This window comes from uncultured Tateyamaria sp., assembly GCF_947496075.1.
Classification (GTDB): domain Bacteria; phylum Pseudomonadota; class Alphaproteobacteria; order Rhodobacterales; family Rhodobacteraceae; genus Tateyamaria.
This window is the reverse complement of sequence record NZ_CANMBJ010000001.1, coordinates 439513-462160: the sequence shown is the minus strand read 5'-3', so window position 1 is coordinate 462160 and position 22648 is coordinate 439513. Positions and strand designations below refer to the sequence as shown.

The following is a 22648-nucleotide window of genomic DNA, read 5'->3' as shown; positions in this document are numbered from 1 at the left end:
GTCAGGCCTGCGCCAGAAAGGAGAAATCAGATGAAAACAGTCACAGTAAAGGAAATCGTCGAAGCGCCTGTCGATCAGGTTTGGGCAAGTTGGGATGACTTCGGCGCTGTCGCGCGGTTCCATCCCGGCATCAAGGCATCACGCCTTATGGATGGCAGCGCCCAGTCTGGTATTGGCGCCAGCCGCCAATGCGACCTGTCCGCCAACGGCAAGCAATTCGTCCGCGAAAAGATCGTGAGCTATGACCCGCCGCATAGGATGGTCATCGATATTTTCGAGGCGACCGTGCCGATCCGGTCCGCGCAGGCGACACTGACACTGACCCCACGGGTTGGTAATATGACGCTGGTCACGATGACCATGCAATTCACACCGGGCATGGGTCTGATCGGTCGGCTCATGTCCCCGATGATGGCATCGCAGTTCCGGTCGATGCTCGGGAAGGTGCTCAAAAGCAATGCTGATTATGTGACCAAAGGAACAGAAATCGCACATTAAAGACCGGCGAGCGGCGCGCCTTTATTCAGCGCGCCGCCAATTGAGCCGGTTCGTCGACTTCGAAACTAGTTCCAAGTTGCTAGATCCATCTGTTTGCATTGGCCGCTCAGAGCGAATGTTGCTTCCGATTAATAGTCTATCGCCAAGGTAGGGACGGGCATACAAACGATTTCGACGAGTGATCAAAGTCCGCTTTGAGGAAGTCTCGCTGCGGCACCCGAGTGTATGATGAATGGCCGGAATGGGCCGGACCCGTTGCGGTCAAGTATAACCGCGAGTCGCTCGCGGTCAGCACAAGATGAGTAAAGGTCACCCCGCCCGGTGATCCCGGGCGGGGCGGTCTGCTATCAGTCGCCGTTGCGGCGGGTGTTGGGGCGTGACCAGATGAGGCTGAAGGTCTCTTCGCCGCCTTCGATCACCGTATCGTCGAAGAGGTTTGCATAGATCGGCTGGGTGAAGCTCGGGTCGTCGAGCTTGAGGCTCAGGTAGTCGCGGCCCTCGGTCGAGCGCTTGGACCATGCGGCGCCGATCTCAGCACGGCCCACGAAGACGCGGTGGGAGGGGGCGTTGTCGTTCGGGGTGCTGTCCTCGGGGACGATGCGGACGGCTTTCGCCTGAACGCTCAGGGTGACGATTTCGCCGACGTATTCGCTGCCGGTCTTCTTGAAGGTTCCGATGGTGGCCATGTCATATCTCCTTTTGGCTTGTCCGAGCCCGCGCCCTTCGCGGCCTCGATGGCGATCGTCAGGACCGGGACGATCCGCCGACGCAGCCCCTGTGGCCCGCAGCGCCAGCGGAGGACGGCAAGGCGGGTCTTTCTTGCTCCGCGAGGAATGGCGGACCCGATACTTTTCGGGGGCGCCAGGGGAAGAAAGTCCGGACCGGCCGTTGCGGCCAAGGCGGTCGAGGCGTCAGCCGATCCCGGTCAGATCAGCCGCTGAGAGGCCCGCAAGGGACGCGTGGCGTCATGCCATGGAAGAGGGGATGACAGGCTACCTTTGGACCGCGCAAGACCCCGGCAGTATGCATCGTTCAAAGACAGGTTCTGGCGTGCAGGCGGAAACGGTGCATGTCCCGGACGTGCCTCGCTACTCCGGGATTGCCCCCTCTCGCGGTGTCTGCGTTTGTCTGCCGTAATTTTCGGTTTGCCGTTGTTGCAAGTGCATGCGCGACCGGGGCCATGCGCCACAACGTGGGTCTCAGTGGTCTGGCTTTGCTCAGCCGGTCCTGCCCAACCGCAACGCTGCAGTGACGGCGAGGATCGAGACCTTTTGCAGCAATCGGTTGCGGCGCATTCTGACGATGTGGCGGACGGCAAGCACCCGCGCAAGCTTCACAGGGCGTTCAGTGTTCGTTGAAAGACCTGTGCGGATGCGGGTCGGACACGGCGTTGACCTCGGACCAGCCCGATACACGCGCCCATGCGGTCCCACCCACGACCAGTGCGCCCAGCCAAGACAGGAAGGTGATGGTCACAGCGCCCGCGCTGCCGAACTCGGCAAGACCCTTTGCCGCATGAAACCCGGCGATCCCGGCGGGGACCGCGTAGATCAGACCGATGGCGAGTTTGAGCGGAACCCAACGGATGCGGTCAAAGGCGAATTCTCCGAGAGCCGCGATGAATCCGCCGATGAAGAGGCCCGCAATGATCGACAGGAAGACGCCTTGGCCCGTTTCAAACAGATACATGCCGGACGTCAGTCCGATCGCGAAGGGCAGGGCGTAGACGGCCAGGTTGAACAGGATCCAGCAGAGGGCACCGAGGCCGAACAGCGTGAAGAGGGTGGAGAAAAACATGAGGCACTCCTTTCGAGAACAAGGATCGCGCCGCCACCTCCTCCATTGGCACGGGCAGATCATAGCAGAAAACGGCCCGCCCCGGGAGAGTCCGGGGCGGGCGTCGGCGGAAATCCGGTCATGCCGGTGGGGCGGCTTTCGGCCGGAAGTCGAAGAGGGGAATGCCCATCGCGCGGGCCTTGTCGGCGAGATTTTCGGTGATACCCGAGCCCGGGAAGACGATGAGCCCGATGGGCAGGGTGTCGAGCAACTGGTCGTTGCGCTTGAAGGGGGCCGATTTGCCGTGCCGCGTCCAGTCGGGCTTGAAGACGATCTGTGTCACGCTGCGGTTGTCGGCCCAGGCTGCAGCGATGCGTTCGGCCCCGCGTGGCGCGCCGCCGTGCAACAGGACCATGTCGGCGTGTTTCGCATGGACGCGGTCGAGGGCCGCCCAGACAGCCGTATGATCGTTGCAGTCCAGCCCGCCAGTGAAAGCGATTTTTGTGCCTTGGGGCAGGAGCGGTTCCAGATCGGCCCGGCGCTTGGCTGCGATGTGATCGCGGCTGTCGATCAACGAGGCGGTCAGGGTGCGGCGGTTCACGTGGCTGCCCGCACGCGGGTGCCAGTTTTGGCCGAGATGGGTCTCGAACAATTCGGCGGCGAGATCGCGCATGGCCTCAAAGGCATTGCGCCGCTCGATGAGTGTGATGCCTTCGGCGATCAGGGTCTCGAGTTCGACGGACCGGACCTCGGAGCCGTCCTGTTCGCGCTGCGCGCGTTTCTGCGCCTGTTCGTTGCTGTCGAGCTCCCGGCCTGTCCGCGTCGCCATGCGGTGAAAGAGGTTCGTGGTGGACCAGAGCAGATCTTCGAGGTCGGGTTCCAGGCGCGTGTCGGACAGCGTCGAGACGAGCGCGTCGAAAATGTCGACGATGGCGGTGCGAATGGCGTCGGGCTCCGGCAAGGGGCGGGGATCGGGCTCGTCCGTGAAGGGGCGCCAGCCATAGAGCTGCAGTTCCTCGAGCACGACGGCGGTGGAAGATCGGGTTTGAAGATGTGTGTCGGTCATGATGTCGTCTCCGTTTGTCGAAGACCGCGCCTCTCGCGGCCTTCCCGGGCAACGGAAAAGCGGGGGCCGGACGGGTCTGCATTCTCAGGGGTCCCCGTCGCGCCCGCGCGATGGGGTGGAACCGAAGCGCAGCGGAGGACGGCCATGGCCGTTGCGGGCCCGTCCGGGCTCTGCTCCGCTTTGCCCGCTCTCGGAAGGCCGGAGGGCGTGGCTCTGATCGCGGAGGCGATGGCTGGCTGCGCCGACTCCGATCAATCCTCGGCGTGGTCGAGGAAGGTCACGGCATCCTCGGGCGCCAGTTGCGGACGCAGATGCGCGCGCAACGCGTCGCGGCCATTGGCCCGCAGATCGTCATTGATATCGCCGAGACAGGGGGAGAGATGGACGGCGTCGATCCCGGCCCCGATGGCCCGATGCGCCAGTTGGTCCGCGGCGGACAGGCCCGCCGGGTCGGCATCGACGGCGATGTAGAGGCGGCGAAGATCGGCGGGCAGCTGCAGGGCTGCGAGATGATTGGCGGACAGAGCCGCCACCGCAGGCAACTCCGGCAGGGCCAGATGCAGGGAGAGCATGGTCTCAAGCCCTTCGCCTGCGGCCAGCACGCTGACCGGTTTGCCGATGCGAACACCATGGCCGAGGAGATTGCCCATCGCCTTGCGCGGTGGAATGACCGGGGCCTTGTCCGCAGTGGCGGGTTCAAGCCAGGTGCGGTGCAGGCCGGTGAGCCGTCCATCGAGGTCCGTTACCTTGGCGAGCAGGGCGGGCCAAGTCTCGGGCGGATCGTTCAGTGCGTGATCCTCGCGCCAATAAAAGCAGTTCGGGTGAAACCGGAGACTATCGAGATGGCCCAGCCCAGTGAGGCCGCGCCCTTCGAGATAGCGTTCGGCCAAGGTGCCCGGCATCGGCTGGCCCATTGCCCAGAGCCGCCGTGCCGCCTCAGGTGAGCCACGACTGGCTGGCGGATTGGCGGCGCGGTGCAAGTCCGTCTGCGGCAGGCTTAGAAACCTGCGGGCCTCCTCAAGCGTGTCCTTCAGCGTGACGATGCCCATGTTGAGGGCGACCAGATCCAGCAGGTCGCCGTGCTGCCCGGTGGCGGAATCTGTCCACTTGCCAGCCGCGCCGGGTCCGGAGGTCGGGCCCGATAGCCGAACGTAAAGACTGCGGCCCGGCGTGTTCTGCACGTCGCCTACGATCCAGTAGCGGCCTTGCTTGCGTCCGTTTGAAAGGTACTGTCGGCAGACGGCCTCGGCATCCTGGGCAAGGCGGCGGGCGATGTCGGCGGCGGGGCTGTGCATACTCTGTGCCTCCTGTCGTGGATTGAAAAAGGGGCCCGCCATTTCTGGCGGACCCCGGCTGCCGGAACTCGGGGGGAAGGAGCTCCGACCTGCTCGAAGGTCACTCGGCGGCAGTTCGGGCGAAGGCGTCACCGGCGACGGGATCATCTTCGCTCAAAGGCTCGGAGTCTCCGATAGCCGGTTCGCCGCCGTCTTCCGCCGATTGCGCTTCGCCGCTGTCGGTATCGTCGTCCGAAGCCTCATCCCCGACGCCGTCCGCCACGTCGATCAGTTCGATCTCCGGCGCGTCCTCTTCCGGTAGCGGCGGCGTGCGCAACGGTTCGGGCAGCCAGCCGGTGTCGGAGAGCAGGTCCTCGGCGGCGGCCACCATCTCCGCCTTCTTCAGCCCGGCGATCCGGTCGGCGGCGTCCTCACCCTTCGCCTCGCGCACGGCCTCGAGGATGCGCGCCTTGGTCACGCGGCCAAGGTAGTTGTCGCCTGTCGCCGTCCAGCCCGCCTTGGCCATGTCGAGCCCGACGGTCCCGGCCAGCACATCCGCATGCGCAATGGCGCGCGGGCGGCGCTGGTAGGGGTCGTGGACGGCATTCACGGTAATCGCCACGCAATGGGCGAAGAGCGCCTCGCGGCTGCAGCTGTCGAACTCGGTCAGTGCCTCCCAGAGGTCCTCGGGCGCTTTCGGCAGGTTCCGCGCCCAGGTCTCGTGGCGCTGGTCGATGGCCTGCGCATAGGCCGTGTCGCCGAGACCCGGCACCTGCGATCCGAAACCCGCGTTGCGCGGTTCGATCTCGACGCAGCTGTCGACGGCATACCGATAGAAGAGCCGCAGGACCATCGCGTGCAGCGCCGCGAGGAAGGCGACCTGAGGGTCCTGGGCCAGCGCATTGCGCAGCGCCAGGGTGCAATGGGCCGTCAGTTCCATAACGAGGCGGTCGGAGAGCGGTTTGAGGCCGTCATCCTCTTCCTCCTCATCTGTGGTAGTCGCGGCGGTCTCGCCGATGTCCTCGACCGGCGCCGCTTCCGGTGCGACCTCGCCGGTGTCCTCCACCTCTTCGGCTGGCTCATCTTCGGGCCGCACATAGCCGCGTTCGACCCGCAGCCGCCCGGAACTGTCGATGCTGACGAAGGCTCCAGCCAGCGCGAGATCTTCTGCCTCGTACCGGATCGGGCGCGCCTCGAGAGCTTCCATCGCCTCCTCGATCTTGCCCAGCCGGGCATCGACCTCGTCCGGCAACTCGTCGGCCTCCGCATGCTCGGCCTCGAGCGCGTCGTATTCGGCCTTCAGCGCCTGGTTACTGGCGGCTTCCTCGTCGCTCATCGGCACCGCCTCGCCATGGACCCGGCGCATCCCGAAATTGTGGCCATAGGGGAACTCGGTATCGACCTCGACCCATTTCCAGCCCTCGGTACGGATCGCTTCGGCCTCCTCGGCCAGTTTCTCGCGCACCATGACGTCGAGCAGGGCGGCATCCTGCAGCCAGCCGCCATCGTCCTGCTGGAACAGGTCGCGCAGGATCTCACCCCCGGCCTCGACGTAGTCGTCGAGCCCGACGAACTGCGCCCGCTTGTCTGATGCGCGCACCGCACCCTCGGTCAGCATCCGGCGGATCTCATGAGGCGCTCGCGAATAGTGCTGCTGCAGCGCCTCCCAGACCTGCTCCTGCCGCGCGAGATCGGGGTTGACCGTGAAGGCCATAAGCTGGTCGAGCGTCATTTCCTCCTCGGCATAGGCATCATGCAGCGACGGCGCCACGGCGGCGAGCTTCAGCCGCTGCTTGACCACACTGGGCGAGACGAAGAAGGCGGCCGCGATCTCCTCCTCGGTGCGACCCTTCTCGCGCATCGCCTGGAAGGCGCGGAACTGGTCGAGCGGATGCAGGGGTGCGCGCTGGACGTTCTCGGCCAGGCTGTCCTCCTCGGCGAGCCCATCGGTGCGGACGATGCAGGGCACGAGCGCGGTCTTGTTCATGCGCTTCTGCTTGACGAGCAGTTCGAGCGCCCGGAACCGCCGCCCACCGGCGGGGATCGTGTACATGCCGGTCTCGGCACCATTGTCGTCCAGCACGGGCCGCACGGTGATGGAGCTGAGGAGCGTCCGCCGCGCGATGTCCTCGGCCAGTTCCTCGATCGACACGCCGGCCTTGACGTGACGCACGTTCGATTGGCTGAGCATCAGCTTGTTGAAGGGGATGTCGCGCGAGGCGCTGAGGGTGATCTTCTGTTGCTTGGTCATCGGGATATCTCCGCGACGGGCCAGCCGGGAGCCTCTCTCCCGACCTCCAAACCCGTCACGGAAAACTCGGCACCCCTCTTACTCTGGGGGCACCATTCGGATCATATGGACTTGTAATGGAACCCATATGACCTTATATTATCAGTCAACCTATTAAGGAGCGCCAACACATGGAAAACCTTGTTCTGGAACGTCCGGCGCCGGATCGGCAGGGTGTCGCTCTCAAGGCCTTCGCGCGGATCGCGGAGGCCTGGTCGCTCACCCTGCGTGAAGCGGCGGCGCTGGCGGACATGTCTGAGTCGACCTGGAAGCGAGCGAAGAAGCCCGATTTTGCGGGGGATTTGACACGGGACCAGATGCTGCGCCTGAGCGCGCTGATCGGCCTCTACAAGTCGCTCGAGCTCTACTTCAACGAGCCGATCTCGCGGGAATGGGTGAAGCTGCCCAACCGGGGTCCTGAGTTCGACGGCGCGCGGCCCGTGGACGCGATGATCGAAGGGGGATTGCCCAAGATCCTGCGCGTGCGCAGCTATGTCGATGCGCTTAGGGGCGGGGTTTGAGGATCACCTCTGTCAATGACCGCGCCCTTGTCCGGCTGATTTCCGAGACCCATCACAAGCCCCCGGTGCTGCGAGGGCTGGTCGACAGCGACGAGGAAGCAGACATCTTGGCCGAGATCGAAGGCGAGACGAGCGCCCGCCTGATCGCCGAGCGCGAGGGAAGCCCCGCACTCGACCGTCGCGAACTGGCCTTCGCGCGGCGGTCTCATGACCTGACCCTCTATGGACAGAGCCATATCAACGCGGCCTTCACGTACACGAGACCCTCGGGCAACCGCTTCAATACTGGTGACCGCGGTGCCTGGTATTGCGCCTGGGAGATGCTGACGAGCGCGCAAGAGGTCGGGTTTCACCGGACCCGCGAACTGGGCTTCATAGGTCGCTACGAGGACGAGGCCCGTTACGTGGAACTGCTGGCGGATTTCATTGGGGACTTCCCCGATCTGCACGGGGAGGCGCATCAGGCGCTCGATCCGGATCCGGAACGCGGTTATCTGGCCGGGCAGCACCTCGCGGCGGATCTGAGATCAGAGGGGCATCGCGGGCTGATCTACCCCTCCGTGCGCCACCCGGGCGGACGGTGCTTTGTCGCCTTCGATCCTGGGATCATCCAGAATGTCCGCCCTGGCGCGAGCTGGAAGCTGGTTTGGCAAGGTGCGCCCGAGTTCACGATCGAGGGGCTATAGCGCCCCTCGAAATCTTTATTCAGTGCGTGAGCTTATCTCTGCAGGGCATTGAATGTATGTTATATTAAACGCAATCATGCTTTCTCCAGCAACGCCTTCGCCTTGCCCTCCATCACCAACCGCGTATCCTGCTGCGGCTTTGACCGGGCCACCGCGGTGATCCCCTGCACGAAGTCGAAGACGCTCTCTGGCGGGCGGCCTTCCTCGGCCAGGACCGTCTCGACGATTCGCCCCGTCTCCGCCTTCGAAAACCCGCGCTTGCGCAGGAAGTCCTGCCGGTCCTCGTCTGAGCGTGCGACGATCTTCTCCCGCGCCGCGCGGATTCCGTCGATGAACGGCGCGGGCGAGGACTCGGCGAAGCGGCTCAGCGCCGGGGCGGCCTCGTGCGCGAAGCGGGAGGCGGCGTATTTCGAGTGCCGGATCGTGATCTCCTGGAAGTCCTCGACGCCCCAGAGGTTGCGGTTCTGGCAGACGGCGCGCAGGTAGAAGCTGGCGATGCCGAGCGTCTTGGCGCCCACCTCGGAATTCCAGCAGTAGAACCCACGGAAATAAAGGTCGGGTGAGCCATCGGGCAGCAGCCCCGCCTCGATGGGGTTGAGGTCATCGACCAGGAACAGGAACACGTCGCGGTCGGAGGCGTAGAGCGTCGTCGTCTCCTTCGTCACGTCCACGCGCGGGTTGTAGATGCCGGTCGACCAATCGAGGACGCCCGGCACCTTCCAGCGCGTGTCGCCCGTGCCGTTGCCTGCGATCCGCTGCACGGCGGATACCAGTTCGTGGTCGTAGATGCGCCCGTAGTCGGGGCCGGTCACGGCGCGCAGCTCGGTGCGGCCATTCGCGACCTCCATGGTCTTGATCTGCTCTGCCCGGTGGTTCGTCAGCCCGTATTGCAGGTTGATGCCCGCCAGCGGCGCAGGCAGTTGCCGAAGATAGGCCGCGGGCGCGCCGACGAGGCTCGAGAGCTGACCGAAGGACCAATGCGTCGGCGCGATCGGCTCATCCGCCCCCGGCAGGACCAGCCCCAGCCTCTCCGGGTTGTCGCGATGCGCTTCGACCCGGATCGCCGCGCTCTCCACCGTGCGCGTCCGGCTGCGTTCCGCCCGGCCCTTGACCGAGGCGAAAAGATCGTCGAGCGACAGATACCGCTCGTCATCCGGCCGCGAGAACCACTCGGACGACACCCGGTCGACATTCGTGCCGCGCGACACATCCACCTTGTAACCGCCGCTCATGTCACGCCCGGCATCGATGATTTCGGTATTCATGGGTTTTCTCCCGCGACGGGCGGCCGAAAGCCTCTCTCTCGACCTCCAAACCCGTCACGGGCCGGGACGGCACCCCTCTACCTCTCGGATCACTCGGCTGCGCGGGTCTCGAGCGGGGAAGGGGCGCGCGACGCGGCGAGCCGGTGCAGCGTTTCCGGGCGGATATGCGTGTAGCGGCGCAGCATTTTCCAATCCTTGTGGCCGGTGACCAGTGAGACCTGTTCGATCGCGAATCCGGCCTCGAACAGGCGGCTTGTGCCTTCGTGGCGTAGATCGTGGAAATGCAGGTCCTTCACGCTGACCTCGGTGCAGGCGCGCCGGAAGGCTGTACCGACCGATTTCGAGTTATGGGGAAAGATCCGTCCGTTGGTGTGACCCAGATGCTTGGCCTGTTCAGTGACCAGCGCCCAGGCATCGAAGCCGGTGGCAGCGAAAAGGGGGATCCGCTGGTCGTTGCCGGTCTTGTTGCGTGGGTCTTTTCGGTCGCGGATCATGAGCATTCGGCGGTCGACGTCGAGATCGGTCCATTCGACGCGGCAGATCTCGTCGAGCCGCATGGCTGTGGCCACCGCGAACTTCACGATCCGTGTCATCGGCAGGGTCAGGCGATCGTTGTCATCGAAGCAGCGAAAGAGGCGGTTCAATTCGTCCGTGGTGGGGCGACGATCCCGCTCTGTGCCCTTGCCGATCAGACCGAGACGCTTGAGCGCGACGCGCGCCAGATCGACGGGTTCCGGAGAGATATCGAGCCCGTGCACGGCCGCCGCATGGGTGATGATCATCTTGATCACGCCGATATCGATCCCGAGGGTCACCGGTCCCGCGCCTTGCTCGGCGCGCATCTTGCCGTAGTCGATCAACTTCTGCCGGTCGAGGTGCCCGACCTTCTCCTTGCCCAGATCGCGCTTGAGCGTCGTTAGCGTGGCGGCCTTGCTGCGACGCGGCGGTTTCCCTACCTCGCACATATCGGTTATATGAAGGTCGATGAGGTCGCCAAAGGTCTGGAGGCGGGAAACGGACGACTTGTTCGGCGCCAGCCCCTGATCGACCCGGGTCTCCGCCTGGCGGGCCCAACGATGGGCGTCGTCGCGGCGGAGGAACGTCTCGCTCGCGTAGCGGCCCTTTCGTCTGATCTGGACCCGGTAGGCACCGGAGGGGAGCTTGGTGATGGAGGCCATTTTCGTGTGCGCTGTGTGTGCAATGAGTCGTCGTAGAGGGGCAAATTCGGGGATATTGGGGCGTATTACAGCGTAGCAGCATCCGCCGCCAACAGTTTGAAGATACACAAAAAATGCAAATAAATCAACACGCTAGATTATCCTGTGCCCCTATGATGGATTGGACAGATCGGCATTGCCGCTACCTGCACCGGCAGTTGAGCGGGCAAGCGCTTTTGTACACCGAGATGGTAACAGCCCCGGCGCTTGTGCGCGGCGGCGCTTTGCATCTGCTGGACCACGACGCGGCAGAGCATCCTGTCGCCTTGCAACTGGGCGGTTCCGATGCCCGGGAACTTGCACAGGCCGCGCAATTGGGCGCGCAAGCTGGCTACGACGAGATAAACCTGAATTGCGGCTGCCCATCAGATCGGGTGCAATCCGGCACCTTTGGGGCTGTGCTGATGCGGGAGCCGGGCAGGGTTGCCGAATGCGTGGCTGCGATGCGTGATGCGGTTGATGTGCCGGTGACGGTCAAATGTCGCATCGGTGTGGACGAGCAGGACCCGGAAGAGGTTCTGCCGGAATTTCTGTCTCGGATCGTTGCCGCTGGATGCGAACGGGTAACGATCCATGCGCGCAAGGCCTGGCTCAAAGGGTTAAGCCCAAAAGAGAACCGGGATATCCCGCCGCTGGACTATGATCTGGTGCACCGGATGAAGGGACTGTTTCCAAACCTGCATATCTCGATCAACGGTGGCGTCGCCACGTTGGATCAGGTCGAAATGTTGCTCGACGGTGGGCTTGATGGTGTGATGGTCGGCCGCGCGGCGTATCATCAGCCCACGGATGTTTTGGCGCAGGCTGACAGACGCATCTTTGGGAAGGGGCGTGACAGCAGCGCCGAACAGGCAGTTGCAGCCATGTTGCCATATATCGACGCGCACCTGTCGGCAGGCGGCCGTCTACATCAGATCACCCGCCATATGCTTGGCCTTTTTGCCGGTCGCCCCGGCGCGCGTGGCTGGCGCCGTACTCTGAGTGAAGGTTCGACACGTGACGGTGCAGGACCGGAATTGGTCGAGGCCGCCCTGTGCCATGTCACGGCACTGGTCCCTGAAGCCAAAGCAGTGTAGCACCACGCGACTTCACGCGGGAGCTGGCGATGCCGGACACATTTCTTCTGATTCAGATGCTGATCGTGCTGGCCGTGATCGGTGCCTTTGCCGGCGTACTGGCCGGCCTGTTGGGGGTTGGCGGAGGTATCGTTCTGGTGCCGGCATTTTTCTATGCATTCCAAACGCTTGGATATGGTGGGCCAGACTTGATGCAGATGTGTTTGGCCACCTCTCTTGCAACAATCATCGTAACCTCGGTCCGGTCCGTGATGAGCCACAACAAGAAAGGTGCGGTTGACTGGGACATCCTGCGCAGTTGGGCACCTGGCATCGTGATCGGAGCCGTATTGGGCATGCTGCTGGTGGCACAGCTGCGCACGACCACCCTGCAGGCCATATTTGGCATTCTTGCCTTGATCGTAGGGCTTTACATGGGGTTTGGCCGCACGAGCTGGCGGCTGGGCCCTGCAATGCCGACCGGTGCGGGCAGGGCTGCCGTGTCACCGGGCATGGGATTTCTTTCGGTCCTGATGGGGATCGGTGGGGGTAGCTTTGGTGTGCCGCTGATGAGCCTGTTTTCAGTTCCGATTCACCGCGCCGTCGCGACGGCGGCGGGCTTCGGTGTGCTGATCGCTGTTCCATCGGTCATCGGCTTTTTGATGGTTTCGCTTGATGGGCCGGTGCCGCCATTTACGGTGGGGGCCGTGAACCTAGTTGCCTTTGCAGTCATTATTGCGATGACCCTTGTGACCGCGCCCTGGGGCGTCAGGTTGGCACATGCGATGGATCCCGGTCCGCTCAAGCGGGTGTTTGCGGTTTTCCTTGTGCTTGTCGCGCTCAACATGCTGCGCAAGGCGCTGTGGGGATGATCGACCCGGACGGCTTCGTGGTTTTTGACTATGATGATCGGACGGTGCGATGGGCCGCAGCGGCAGAAAAAGCAGCGGCAAACGCCGCTGATGATCCTGAAACGAGGCTGCACAATCTGCGGCACGGCAAAACATGGTTCGTAGGTGTCGATGTTTTGCCAAACAAAACAGATGGCAGCGTGATGGGTGTGCCCCTTGCCGGACCTTGGCAAAGCCATGTGCCAGACTTGCCGATGCACGCCGGTCAAGTGTCAATTGTCTATCCCGGTTATCCCAAGCGCGACGCGGACCAAAGTGAAGCCAATCATCGGTTTCGGATCACGCGCATGGCCGCGCATGTGGATGGCCTGTTGCCCGAAGGGCTGGACCGGCAGCGCTTTGCCCGCGAATTTCACGCCTATATTCTGGGGCTACCACTCAATGATGTATCTGCCGCTCCAACGGTTGTTTGGAAAGGCAGCCATCGGATCATGCAGAAGGCACTCAGAGAGGCCATCGTCGACCAGGATCCGCGCGAGGTGGATGTGACCGACGCCTACCATGCCGCGCGGCGCATCGTCTTCAACAGCTGTGAGGCGGTGCAGATACGTGCAAAACCCGGCCAGTCGTTCCTGATCCACCGTTTTGCCCTGCATGGCACTGAACCGTGGAAGGGGGCCGAAGGCGGGCGTCGCATGATCGCATTCTTTCGACCTGAATTCCCGGACCCGATGGATTGGCTCAACCAACCTTGACGCAAAGATCGCTTTGCTAACTATGCGCCAGATTGTTCCTTCGTCGTAGGACCACGAGGGACTGCGTCAGATTTCGCTACCGTTTGAGCCGGGCCGCACGTCCGCCACGCCGACCCTTCGGTGCGGCTTCTCGCGTTGGCAGTTCAGCCATGATGATGCGCCGTTCATCGGTGCTCATTCGGCTCCAACCACCGATTTCGTCGATAGAGCGGGCGCAGCCAGTGCACAGCCGCGTCTCGGGATGAATGACGCAGATCTGCACGCAGGGGCTTTCGATCTCGTCGCGCTTCCACACAAGGGAACGGGGAACGTCTGTCATGCCTGCCTCTTTATTGCTGCCAGCCTGTCCAACAGTCCTTGCAAGATATATCCGGCAGCGACGTGATCAATCACCTCGGCGCGACGTTTACGTGTCGTATCCGCCTCAAGCAGCGCTTTTTCGGCGGCCACGGTGCTCAATCGTTCGTCCCAAAAGGTGATGGGACCATCCCAAAGCCTTTCAAAGTTGCGTGCAAAGGCACGAGTGGACTGGCACCGCGGCCCCTCGGTCCCATCCATGTTGCGGGGCAGGCCCAACACAAGACCACCGACGTTGCGCTCAGCTATGAGGGTCTGCAGGCGTGCGGCATCCAAACCGAACTTTTTGCGCCGTACCGTTTCAAGCGGTGTTGCGACGGACCAGAATGTGTCTGAAACCGCTACACCAATGGTTTTGTCGCCCAGATCGAGGCCCATGAGGGCCTGCATTGGGGGCAGTGCCGCCAAAAACGCATCAGTATCGTTCGTTATCATTCCAAGCCCACGCGGTCAGCGGTGCGGCTCAGGATATCTGCGGCGCGGGGATCGTCGCCAAACACTTCGCGCGCATTGATCAGGATCGCATTGGCCTGATTCATCTGGCCCAAAACCCCCAAAGCGGAAATCAACTGCGCCCAATCCTCAACAGGACCGCCTTCGGTTGCCAGACGGTCAGACAGGCCAGTGACCATCCCCTGGATCATCTCCATCCGCTCTGCAGGGCTCAGGCCCTGCGCTGCTTCAATCTGATCTGCGGAAGGTCCGCGCCCTGTACCGATCGCTGGCATGGCGTAGTTCACACCCGCGCGAAAGGCCATTTCCTCGATCTGTGACGACACTGGCGCAATCCAAGGTGCATCGGCAGGCCCTTCACGCAACAGTTGATCCCAGACGCGCAAAGCCGTGTCCGGTCGCCCGGTTTGCGACATCATCAGCCCAAAGTAGTAGCGCGCAGGCCCATCTGCCGGATTCATGGAAAGCGTTCGTTCAAGAACGCCTTCCGCTTCGGGCGAGACGTATCCACCAGCGGCCAGGATCAACAGATCCGCATATTCCGAGAAGTCAGTCGCGGTGGCCTTGTCCCCTTTAAGCGCGAGAACCTGCGCTTTTGCGGTATGCGCTGCCGCATAGTTTCCAAGACGCCCCTCGGCGCGGCTTAGCAATTCATGGCCTTGCACGTCATCAGGGCGGGTCACAACTGCCTGCCGCAGGCGTTCGACAAGGACCACGTAATCGGGATCGACATTTGGCGGCGCGGACGGTTCATCAAGGCTGGCTTCAGCCGTTTCCTGGCTGGGTCGTTCTTCGCGAAGGATCTCGGCGGCCTCGATCCGACTGGCCAGCGCAAGATCGCCGTAACCCGGTGCGCCCAATTGGGTGTAGATGGCATAAGACCCTACAATAGTAACGGCGAGGGTCAGGCCAAGGCCTGTCAGCCCGCCGGACTTCCCGGCGCTTTGTTCTTGTTCTTGCAAGGCTGCGTCAGCGGCAAGAATGCGGCGTGACACTTCCGTGCGGATCCGATCCGCATCTGCTTCTGACACCACGCCACGTGCCAGGTCACGGTCCACTTCACGCAACTGGTCCCGGTAGACATCCAAATCATAGGCTGCGGGCGGGCGATCTCCGACAGAGCCACGCAACATTGCGCGGGCCAATGTTGCGAGGACCGCGAGCGTCAACAGGGCCGTGATTATCCAGAATAACATGCGCACCACACTTGTTCGTTCGTCGTCATTTAACCCCTGCGCAGGACCAGCAAAAGGGTCCATGGCACACCCGTGATGTCGCAGGCAGGGACATGTGTCGCAAATCCGTCAAAAAACGCCGCCAGCGCGGCCCCTTTTTTCGGACACAAAGGCGATTAAAACCGCACGTATACGCTTTGCGATTCCACGGTCCGGACGGCTGCCCATGAAACGATACTCTGCTTTTGCCATTGCCCGAGAGGCCGCGCGTTACCACACCGGGTGGGAGCGCGCGTGGCGCGCGCCCGAGCCAAAGAAGAAGTACGATGTGATCATCGTTGGGGCAGGTGGGCACGGTCTGGCGACAGCCTACTACCTCGGAAAGAATTTCGGGATCACGAACGTTGCTATCCTTGAAAAAGGTTGGCTTGGGGGCGGCAACACCGGGCGAAACACAACGATCATCCGTTCGAACTACTTGCAGGATCCGTCGGCTGCGATCTACGAAAAGGCGCGCAGCCTTTACGAGACGATGAGCCAGGATTTGAACTACAACGTCATGTTCAGCCCGCGCGGCGTCATCATGCTGGCCCAGACCCATCATGAGGTGCGTGGTTATCAGCGCACGGCCCATGCCAATGCCTTGCAGGGCGTGAAGACTGAGTTCATCGGTCCCGAAAAGGTCAAGGAACTGGTGCCGATTATCCATCTCGATGGCCCGCGTTACCCAGTCATGGGTGGCCTCTGGCAAGCACGCGGTGGCACGGCCCGCCATGATGCCGTAGCTTGGGGCTATGCCCGTGCCTGTTCGGACATGGGCATGGACGTGATCCAAAAATGCGAAGTAACGGCGATCCGGCGAGAGGGTGGTAAGGTCGTTGGCGTCGATACATCCAAGGGCGCTATTGATTGCGACAAGTTGGGTGTCGTCGTTGCAGGGCACTCGGGGCATCTGGCCGACATGGCGGGCTTCCGTCTGCCCATCGAATCCGTGGCACTTCAGGCTTTGGTGTCCGAACCGATCAAACCCTGTATGGACGTGGTGGTCATGGCCAACACGGTTCATGGCTACATGAGCCAGTCCGACAAGGGCGAGATGGTGATCGGCGGTGGTACCGACGGATACAACAACTACACGCAGCGTGGTTCGTTCCACCATATCGAGGAAACGGTGCGCGCGCTGATCGAAACATTCCCCATGATTTCACGTCTCAAGATGCTGCGTCAGTGGGGCGGCATCGTGGATGTGACGGGCGACCGTTCTCCCATCCTGTCGGCCACGCCGGTGGATGGTGTGTTCATCAATTGCGGCTGGGGCACGGGCGGGTTCAAGGCGATCCCGGGATCAGGCTGGGCTATGGCCGAACTGATTGCCAAGGGACGATCACCGCTGACCGATGAGTTTGGACTGAACCGGTTCCGTGAGGGGCGGTTCATTGACGAGAGCGTGGCCGCCGGGGTGGCGCACTGATGCAGCAAGTAGTGCAAAAATCCGTAGCAGATTTTTGGCAAGGCTTGTTCAATCCGTCTTGCACATCATTCGTGCGTCTTCTTCCCTTCGCCTGCGGCCGACCCGAAGGCGATCAGGTTGGCGACATCAATCTCTCGTCCGCCCCGCGCTTCCAGCCGTTTGGCGGCCGCACGCCGCTCGAGAACAAACATGATGATTGCGCCCGCAGCAATCGCGCCAAAGACCATGATGGCGCCAGTCGTGTGATCCATAATGACCTCCTGTCAACTTTAGTTGACACTTGCACAGAAACGACCGCTGCGTCACGAAAAATCGCAAAACAGGCGGGATGCAGCCGTTCTATTGGGGGCAAACCGGCTGTGCTCAGCCCGTTTTCCGTACCCAAGGTCCCAAGTATTGCGCCAGCGTATCCACGTGATGACATGGAAGCCCATAGAACGGAGGCTTACACATGTCAGACTATCCAAACCCGAACATCCATCGTGGCGACGGCGTGTCAGGCCGCGGGCTCCTTATCTCATTCGCGGTCATTGTCGCTGTTGTGGCACTTCTTGCACTGCTTGGCTCCATCGGCTCGGGCGGTGGTGAAGGCGGCCCAACACAAAATGCCATCACACCGGCGGCAACCGAAACGACCGGCACAACAGGCACGGCGGTGCCAACCGAATAACCCCTCCCAAACTATTCGGACCGCATCAGGCGGGCGTCTTCGGACGTCCGCCTTTTGCGTGTCCGCTCCAATGATCGGAGTGCGCCAATGCTGATCCTGACCTGCCCCAATTGTGGCCAGACTGGAGAAGAGACCGAATTCCATGCCGGAGGCGAGGCGCACCTGAAACGTTTCGGCCCCGGGTCATCGGATGGTGATTTCGAAGAGTATCTGTTCATGCGCGAAAACCCGAAGGGCGTGCATTTCGAACGCTGGCGCCATGTCTATGGCTGTGGCAAGTGGTTCCACGCTGCCCGATGCACGACAACTCTCGAAGTCTTTGGCACCTATTCCGCGCAAGTTACCGAACCTCCGAAAGAGATCTGCGACAAGATTAGCAAAAAGCGCCCCGACTGGTCATGGAGGGCGTTTTCTTGACCCTGTTTCTTCTGACTGAAAATACCACCGCCGGAGGCTTTGACGCCTGCCGCCGCGATGAGGCCAACACATGAGCACACGTCTCGCCACAGGCGGTCGCCTTCTGAACAAGGACAAGGCCGTTCGCTTCACCTTCAACGGGCAGCAGATGCGCGGGTTCGAGGGCGATACGCTTGCCTCCGCCCTTCTGGCCAATGACCAGATGCTGGTTGGCCGATCTTTCAAGTACCACCGTCCGCGCGGTATTGTCGCCGCCGGACCGGAAGAACCGAATGCGCTGGTCAACCTTGGTGTCGAGGGCAAGTTCGAGCCGAACCAGCGTGCCACGACAACGGAGCTATTCGAAGGGTTGCTTGCCACGTCGCAAAACCATTGGCCGAGCTTGGAATTCGATGTGGGCGCGATCAACGCCAAGCTGTCGCGCTTCATGCCAGCTGGTTTTTACTACAAGATGTTCATCCATCCGCGTCCGCTGTGGAAGCACGTCTACGAGCCATTCATCCGTCAGGCCGCTGGACTTGGGCAGGCCCCCAAAGGTCGTGATCAGGACACCTATGAGCACTTTCATGCGTTTTGTGATGTGCTTGTCGTAGGCGGCGGAATTGCAGGTCTGATCGCCGCACGTTCGGCGGCCAAGACTGGTGCACGGGTTCTGTTGATTGAGCAAACCGCGCATTGGGGTGGCCGCGCGCCTGTGGATGGTGGCGATGTTGACGGCAAGCCTGTGGATAATGTCGTGGACGAACTGGTGTCTGAGTTGGAGGCGATGCCAAACGTCACGATGCGCACGCGCCTGATGGGGGCAGGAGTCTATGACCACGGATATGTGCTGGGATATGAACGCCTGAACGACCATGCACCGGAAACCGATGGCCCGCGCCATCGGCTGTGGCGCATAAGGGCGGGGCACGTCGTGACAGCCACTGGCGCGATTGAACGCCCGCTGTCATTTGCAGGCAACGACATCCCCGGCGTGATGCTGGCATCCGCCGTGCGGGATTACGTTGTGAATTACGGTGTCAGCTCGGGCGACCGGACCGTCATCGTGACCAACAATGATGATGCATATCGCACCGCAAGCGCTTTGAAGTTCGCTGGACTGGATGTTCCCGCCATTCTTGATGCGCGCGTGCTGCCGGTCGACAGCCCGCTGATTGCCGAGGCAAAAGCGGCTGGAATCCGTGTCTTGATGGGCCACGGCGTATCCAAGGTTCTGGGCGGCAAGCGGGTCACCGGTGTTGCTGTGTGTTCGCAGGCGGGCGAGGGCGCGGTACTGGAAGAAATCGCGTGCGACGCAGTCGCTATGTCGGGCGGCTGGTCACCCGTTGTCCACCTGTGGTCGCACTGCGGTGGCAAACTGCTCTGGGATAACGATTTCGCCATGTTCCGTCCGGATGTGGATAAAGCACCGACGGGCGCGGAGGGTAGCGCGTTTGTCAGCCCGGTTGGGTCAGCAAACGGACACTTCGGATTGGCTGAGCTGGTTGGTGACGCCCATGCGATGGGGCATGCGGCGGCGCGTGCCACAGGGCACAAGCCAGGAAAGGTCTCGGCACCGGACGCAAGCAGTGTGGAAGAGGCCGCCATGGCACCCGTATGGCTGATGCCCCAAGGCGCAGGTGCAGCCCTACGCGGGAAAGCATGGCTTGATTATCAGAACGATGTCAAAGTGTCGGACGTACAACTGGCGGCGCAGGAAGGATTTGAAAGCGTCGAACATGCCAAGAGATACACAACACTGGGCATGGCAACGGATCAGGGAAAGCTGAGCAACATCAATGGCCTTGCGATCCTTTCTGATGCACTGAATCAACCCATCCCCCAGACAGGTACAACCACCTTCCGGCCGCCATATACGCCAATTTCAATGGGGGCGATTGCGGGGGAAGCGCGGGGCACAGTATTCCAACCCATACGCCGCACACCGATGCATGAATGGCACGATAAAAATGGGGCCGATTGGGAACCGGTAGGCCACTGGCGCCGCCCGTATGCTTATGTTCGCAACGGGGAAACCGTGCATGATGCCGTCATGCGCGAGACGCGGAATGTGCGAGAGAACCTCGGGCTTCTTGATGCATCAACGCTCGGTAAGCTCGTTGTCAAAGGGCCCGATGCGGGCAAGTTCCTCGACATGCTCTATACGAATATGATGAGCACGCTGAAACCCGGCAAATGTCGCTATGGGCTGATGTGCGGCGAAAATGGCTTTCTCATAGACGATGGCGTTGTGGCGCGGATCGATGACGATACGTTTCTTTGTCACACCACTACGGGGGGAGCCGAACGCATCCACGGCCACATGGAAGAATGGCTTCAGACCGAATGGTGGGACATGCAGGTCTATGTCGCCAATGTGACCGAGCAATACGCGCAGGTTGCAGTGGTCGGCCCGAACGCGCGCAAGGCGCTTGAAGCGCTCGGGGGAATGGATGTCTCGGCCGAGGCTCTCGGCTTCATGGAATGGGCCGATGGCACGCTGGGCGGCTTCGACGTGCGTGCCTACCGCATCTCCTTTTCCGGCGAACTCAGCTATGAGATCGCGGTACATGCCTCGAAAGGGCAGGCGTTCTGGGATGCGCTTATGGCCGTTGGCGCCGATCTGGGCGTCATGCCTTACGGCACCGAGGCGCTGCACATTCTGCGGGCCGAAAAGGGTTTCATAATGATCGGCGATGAGACAGACGGAACGGTCATCCCGCAGGACCTTGGTTTGCATTGGGCACTTTCGAAGAAGAAAGAGGACTATCTTGGAAAGCGCGCGCAAGAACGCCCTCATATGATTGATCCTGAACGCTGGAAACTGGTGGGCCTAGAAACATTGGATGGCTCTGATTTGCCCGATGGCGCCTATGCGGTTGCGGAGGGCACCAACGACAACGGCCAGCGCAACATGCAAGGGCGAGTCACATCGTCGTACCATTCGCCGAACCTGAACAAGGGGATCGCCATGGGCCTTGTCCTACATGGACCGGACCGTATGGGTGAAGTGATAGATTTCCCGGGCACGGATGGCACGACCTATAGGGCCAGGATTGTAAGCCCGGTCTTCTATGACCCGGATGGGGAGAAGCAGAATGTCTAATGCTGTCAGTGCATTGAATGGCGTTACATGGGCCCAAGGTATCGCGACCGTTACCGAGGTACCATTGCAGGGGATGATCACGCTGCGCGGACAACTGACCGATGCGAAGGTCAAAAAGGCCGCAATGAGCGCGACCTCTTTGGAGATGCCCGGGCACGGGCAGGCCAACTGTGTCGACGATCGCGGTATCTGCTGGATGTCACCTGATGAGCTGTTGGTCCTTTGCCCTTACGATGCGGTATCTACCAACTTGAAGCAAATGCAGGGGGTCTTGGGCGACGTGCACAGCCTTTGCGTCAACGTGTCTGACGCGCGTGCAGTGTTTGACTTGTCCGGTGACAACGCACGTGAGGTGTTGGCCAAGCTGGTGCCCGTGGATCTTGCGCCGGATCAGTTCACGGTCGGCATGTTCCGGCGTACGCGGATGGCGCAGGTTCCAGCTGCGTTCTGGCTGCATGACAACGACAGCTTCCGCATCATCTGTTTCCGCAGTCAGGCACAGTATGTGTTTGACTTGCTAACGGTCGCAAGCCAACGCGGCAGCGCAGTAGATGTTTTCTGAGAGAACCGTTTTTCACATTGAGTTTCTCTTGTAGTGACGTCAATTAACGTCACTACACTTTAGGGGGAAAGTTATGCGTTCTTTGTGCGGAATTATGTGTGCGGTGACGATGATGGCGACACCAGCAGCGGCATTGGATTATGTCTGCAAGGTGCGTGATACCGGCGATGGATTTATTTCACCCGTACTTGCACTGCAATTTGAACCGTCAGCGAAGACAGCAATCGTGTACGATGCAATCATTCATGCTGTTCATGGCGAACCAATCTCTGTGAAGCTCAAAGATCGCGGCAACGGCAAATTTCGTTTTACGTACCGGGTGAACAACATACCGGCCAACCCTCGACCCGCGCGGATCGGGTATCGTATCGAACTCGACACGAACACCAAAAGAGTTATCGTGCGAGGTTCCATGCCCGGAGTCACAAACTCGTTCAACGGCAATGGCTCATGCGAAGTGGGGCAATTGAAGAACAAGTAACTCACCATTTCGAATTGTATTTTGTGGTTGGTGCTTGAACTTGCTCGTCCGCGCACAATCTGTCAGGCACAACCTTGCAATACTACAAAAGGGGGCCCCCATGGCTTTTGAACTTCCCGACCTTCCCTATGCTCACGACGCACTTGCATCCAAGGGCATGTCCAAGGAAACGCTGGAGTATCACCACGACTTGCACCACAACGCCTATGTCGTGAACGGCAACAAGGCCATTGAGGGCACCGAGTGGGCAGGCAAGTCTCTCGAAGAGATCATAGTCGGTACTTACGACGCAAACGCCGTTGCACAGAATGGCATATTCAACAACATTAGCCAGCTTTGGAATCACAACCAGTTCTGGGAGATGATGGGTCCCGGCGACAGTGCGATGCCCGGCGAGTTGGAAAAAGCGCTGACTGAAAACTTTGGCTCGGTAGATGGGTTTAAAGAACAGTTTTCTGCAGCTGGTGCTGGGCAGTTCGGCTCTGGCTGGGCGTGGCTTGTCAAAGAAAAAGACGGCAGTCTGGCGATCACAAAAACCGAAAACGGTGTGAACCCATTGTGCTTCGGTCAGACAGCGCTTCTGGGCTGCGATGTGTGGGAGCACTCATACTATATCGACTTCCGCAACAAACGGCCGGCCTACCTGACCAACTTCCTGGACAACCTCGTCAACTGGGAAAACGTTGCCAGCCGGATGTAAGCCGGTACGTATTGAACAAACAA

The 22648-nt window shown here is 61.3% G+C and carries 24 protein-coding genes; 13 read left to right on the top strand and 11 right to left on the bottom strand.

Features of this window, described 5'->3' with window-relative positions:
- Positions 1-30: 30 nt before the first annotated feature.
- The gene (locus tag Q1A51_RS02320) at positions 31-498 is read left to right on the top strand and encodes an SRPBCC family protein (RefSeq protein ID WP_299603334.1); all 468 of its coding nucleotides are present in this window, start codon (positions 31-33) and stop codon (positions 496-498) included.
- A 347-nt stretch (positions 499-845) separates the two neighbouring features.
- Here Q1A51_RS02320 and Q1A51_RS02315 read toward each other — a convergent pair whose 3' ends face one another.
- The 5 genes from Q1A51_RS02315 to Q1A51_RS02295 all read right to left on the bottom strand — a co-directional run bounded on the left by Q1A51_RS02315 (position 846) and on the right by Q1A51_RS02295 (position 6865).
- Positions 846-1184: a DUF736 domain-containing protein gene (locus Q1A51_RS02315; protein WP_021100681.1), complete on the bottom strand. Its 339-nt coding sequence runs from the start codon at positions 1182-1184 to the stop codon at positions 846-848.
- Between the two features lie 658 nt (positions 1185-1842).
- Positions 1843-2295: a hypothetical protein gene (locus Q1A51_RS02310; RefSeq protein WP_299603322.1), complete on the bottom strand. Its 453-nt coding sequence runs from the start codon at positions 2293-2295 to the stop codon at positions 1843-1845.
- Between the two features lie 118 nt (positions 2296-2413).
- Positions 2414-3340 (bottom strand): DUF2493 domain-containing protein, encoded by a 927-nt coding sequence (locus Q1A51_RS02305; RefSeq protein WP_299603319.1) that lies wholly within the window; start codon positions 3338-3340, stop codon positions 2414-2416.
- Between the two features lie 251 nt (positions 3341-3591).
- Positions 3592-4635: a toprim domain-containing protein gene (locus Q1A51_RS02300; RefSeq protein WP_299603316.1), complete on the bottom strand. Its 1044-nt coding sequence runs from the start codon at positions 4633-4635 to the stop codon at positions 3592-3594.
- A gap of 100 nt (positions 4636-4735) precedes the next feature.
- Positions 4736-6865, bottom strand: a complete 2130-nt coding sequence (locus Q1A51_RS02295) for a ParB N-terminal domain-containing protein (RefSeq protein WP_299603313.1) — start codon at positions 6863-6865, stop codon at positions 4736-4738.
- A 170-nt stretch (positions 6866-7035) separates the two neighbouring features.
- On the opposite strand from Q1A51_RS02295, the gene Q1A51_RS02290 reads away from it, so the two are divergent.
- Positions 7036-7425 (top strand): antitoxin Xre-like helix-turn-helix domain-containing protein, encoded by a 390-nt coding sequence (locus Q1A51_RS02290; protein WP_217779747.1) that lies wholly within the window; start codon positions 7036-7038, stop codon positions 7423-7425.
- The gene (locus Q1A51_RS02285; RefSeq protein WP_299603303.1) at positions 7422-8111 is read left to right on the top strand and encodes an RES family NAD+ phosphorylase; all 690 of its coding nucleotides are present in this window, start codon (positions 7422-7424) and stop codon (positions 8109-8111) included. Before Q1A51_RS02290 ends, Q1A51_RS02285 begins: the two co-directional genes overlap by 4 nt.
- A gap of 74 nt (positions 8112-8185) precedes the next feature.
- Here Q1A51_RS02285 and Q1A51_RS02280 read toward each other — a convergent pair whose 3' ends face one another.
- The gene (locus Q1A51_RS02280) at positions 8186-9376 is read right to left on the bottom strand and encodes a DUF932 domain-containing protein (protein ID WP_299603301.1); all 1191 of its coding nucleotides are present in this window, start codon (positions 9374-9376) and stop codon (positions 8186-8188) included.
- 89 nt (positions 9377-9465) lie between these two features.
- A complete protein-coding gene (locus tag Q1A51_RS02275) occupies positions 9466-10554 on the bottom strand; it encodes a site-specific integrase (RefSeq protein WP_299603299.1) in 1089 nt (362 codons plus the stop codon).
- Positions 10555-10667: 113 nt separating this feature from the next.
- On the opposite strand from Q1A51_RS02275, the gene dusA reads away from it, so the two are divergent.
- Genes dusA through Q1A51_RS02260 form a run of 3 tightly spaced genes read left to right on the top strand, consistent with a single transcriptional unit; the run spans position 10668 to position 13254 of the window.
- The gene (gene dusA / locus Q1A51_RS02270; RefSeq protein WP_299603296.1) at positions 10668-11669 is read left to right on the top strand and encodes a tRNA dihydrouridine(20/20a) synthase DusA; all 1002 of its coding nucleotides are present in this window, start codon (positions 10668-10670) and stop codon (positions 11667-11669) included.
- Positions 11670-11698: 29 nt separating this feature from the next.
- Positions 11699-12520: a sulfite exporter TauE/SafE family protein gene (locus tag Q1A51_RS02265; RefSeq protein ID WP_299603293.1), complete on the top strand. Its 822-nt coding sequence runs from the start codon at positions 11699-11701 to the stop codon at positions 12518-12520.
- Positions 12517-13254: a hypothetical protein gene (locus Q1A51_RS02260; protein ID WP_299603290.1), complete on the top strand. Its 738-nt coding sequence runs from the start codon at positions 12517-12519 to the stop codon at positions 13252-13254. The genes Q1A51_RS02265 and Q1A51_RS02260 overlap by 4 nt, the downstream gene beginning before the upstream one ends.
- A gap of 76 nt (positions 13255-13330) precedes the next feature.
- On the opposite strand, the gene Q1A51_RS02255 is transcribed toward Q1A51_RS02260, so the two are convergent.
- The 3 genes from Q1A51_RS02255 to ccmI are packed head-to-tail and all read right to left on the bottom strand — an operon-like array spanning position 13331 to position 15260.
- Positions 13331-13573 (bottom strand): DUF1289 domain-containing protein, encoded by a 243-nt coding sequence (locus Q1A51_RS02255; RefSeq protein WP_299206792.1) that lies wholly within the window; start codon positions 13571-13573, stop codon positions 13331-13333.
- Positions 13570-14046 (bottom strand): Holliday junction resolvase RuvX, encoded by a 477-nt coding sequence (ruvX, locus tag Q1A51_RS02250; RefSeq protein ID WP_299603286.1) that lies wholly within the window; start codon positions 14044-14046, stop codon positions 13570-13572. Before ruvX ends, Q1A51_RS02255 begins: the two co-directional genes overlap by 4 nt.
- On the bottom strand, positions 14043-15260 hold the full coding sequence (gene ccmI / locus Q1A51_RS02245; protein WP_299603283.1) for a c-type cytochrome biogenesis protein CcmI: 1218 nt from the start codon (positions 15258-15260) through the stop codon (positions 14043-14045). Before ccmI ends, ruvX begins: the two co-directional genes overlap by 4 nt.
- A gap of 205 nt (positions 15261-15465) precedes the next feature.
- Here ccmI and Q1A51_RS02240 point away from each other — a divergent pair, with 205 nt between their 5' ends.
- Complete coding sequence (locus Q1A51_RS02240) at positions 15466-16710, top strand: sarcosine oxidase subunit beta family protein (protein WP_299206786.1); 1245 nt, start codon at positions 15466-15468, stop codon at positions 16708-16710.
- A gap of 65 nt (positions 16711-16775) precedes the next feature.
- On the opposite strand, the gene Q1A51_RS02235 is transcribed toward Q1A51_RS02240, so the two are convergent.
- On the bottom strand, positions 16776-16961 hold the full coding sequence (locus tag Q1A51_RS02235) for a hypothetical protein (protein WP_299603279.1): 186 nt from the start codon (positions 16959-16961) through the stop codon (positions 16776-16778).
- A gap of 200 nt (positions 16962-17161) precedes the next feature.
- Between Q1A51_RS02235 and Q1A51_RS02230 the strand changes: the two genes are divergently transcribed.
- The 6 genes from Q1A51_RS02230 to Q1A51_RS02205 all read left to right on the top strand — a co-directional run bounded on the left by Q1A51_RS02230 (position 17162) and on the right by Q1A51_RS02205 (position 22625).
- Positions 17162-17380: a hypothetical protein gene (locus Q1A51_RS02230; RefSeq protein WP_299206782.1), complete on the top strand. Its 219-nt coding sequence runs from the start codon at positions 17162-17164 to the stop codon at positions 17378-17380.
- Positions 17381-17467: 87 nt separating this feature from the next.
- Complete coding sequence (locus tag Q1A51_RS02225) at positions 17468-17797, top strand: sarcosine oxidase subunit delta (protein WP_299603276.1); 330 nt, start codon at positions 17468-17470, stop codon at positions 17795-17797.
- Positions 17798-17867: 70 nt separating this feature from the next.
- The gene (locus Q1A51_RS02220) at positions 17868-20882 is read left to right on the top strand and encodes a sarcosine oxidase subunit alpha family protein (protein ID WP_299603273.1); all 3015 of its coding nucleotides are present in this window, start codon (positions 17868-17870) and stop codon (positions 20880-20882) included.
- Positions 20875-21444, top strand: coding sequence for a sarcosine oxidase subunit gamma family protein (locus Q1A51_RS02215; protein ID WP_299603270.1), 570 nt, complete (start codon positions 20875-20877; stop codon positions 21442-21444). Before Q1A51_RS02220 ends, Q1A51_RS02215 begins: the two co-directional genes overlap by 8 nt.
- A 109-nt stretch (positions 21445-21553) precedes the next feature.
- Positions 21554-21925, top strand: coding sequence for a hypothetical protein (locus Q1A51_RS02210; RefSeq protein ID WP_299603267.1), 372 nt, complete (start codon positions 21554-21556; stop codon positions 21923-21925).
- 100 nt (positions 21926-22025) lie between these two features.
- On the top strand, positions 22026-22625 hold the full coding sequence (locus Q1A51_RS02205) for a superoxide dismutase (protein ID WP_299603264.1): 600 nt from the start codon (positions 22026-22028) through the stop codon (positions 22623-22625).
- The last annotated feature ends 23 nt before the right edge of the window (positions 22626-22648 follow it).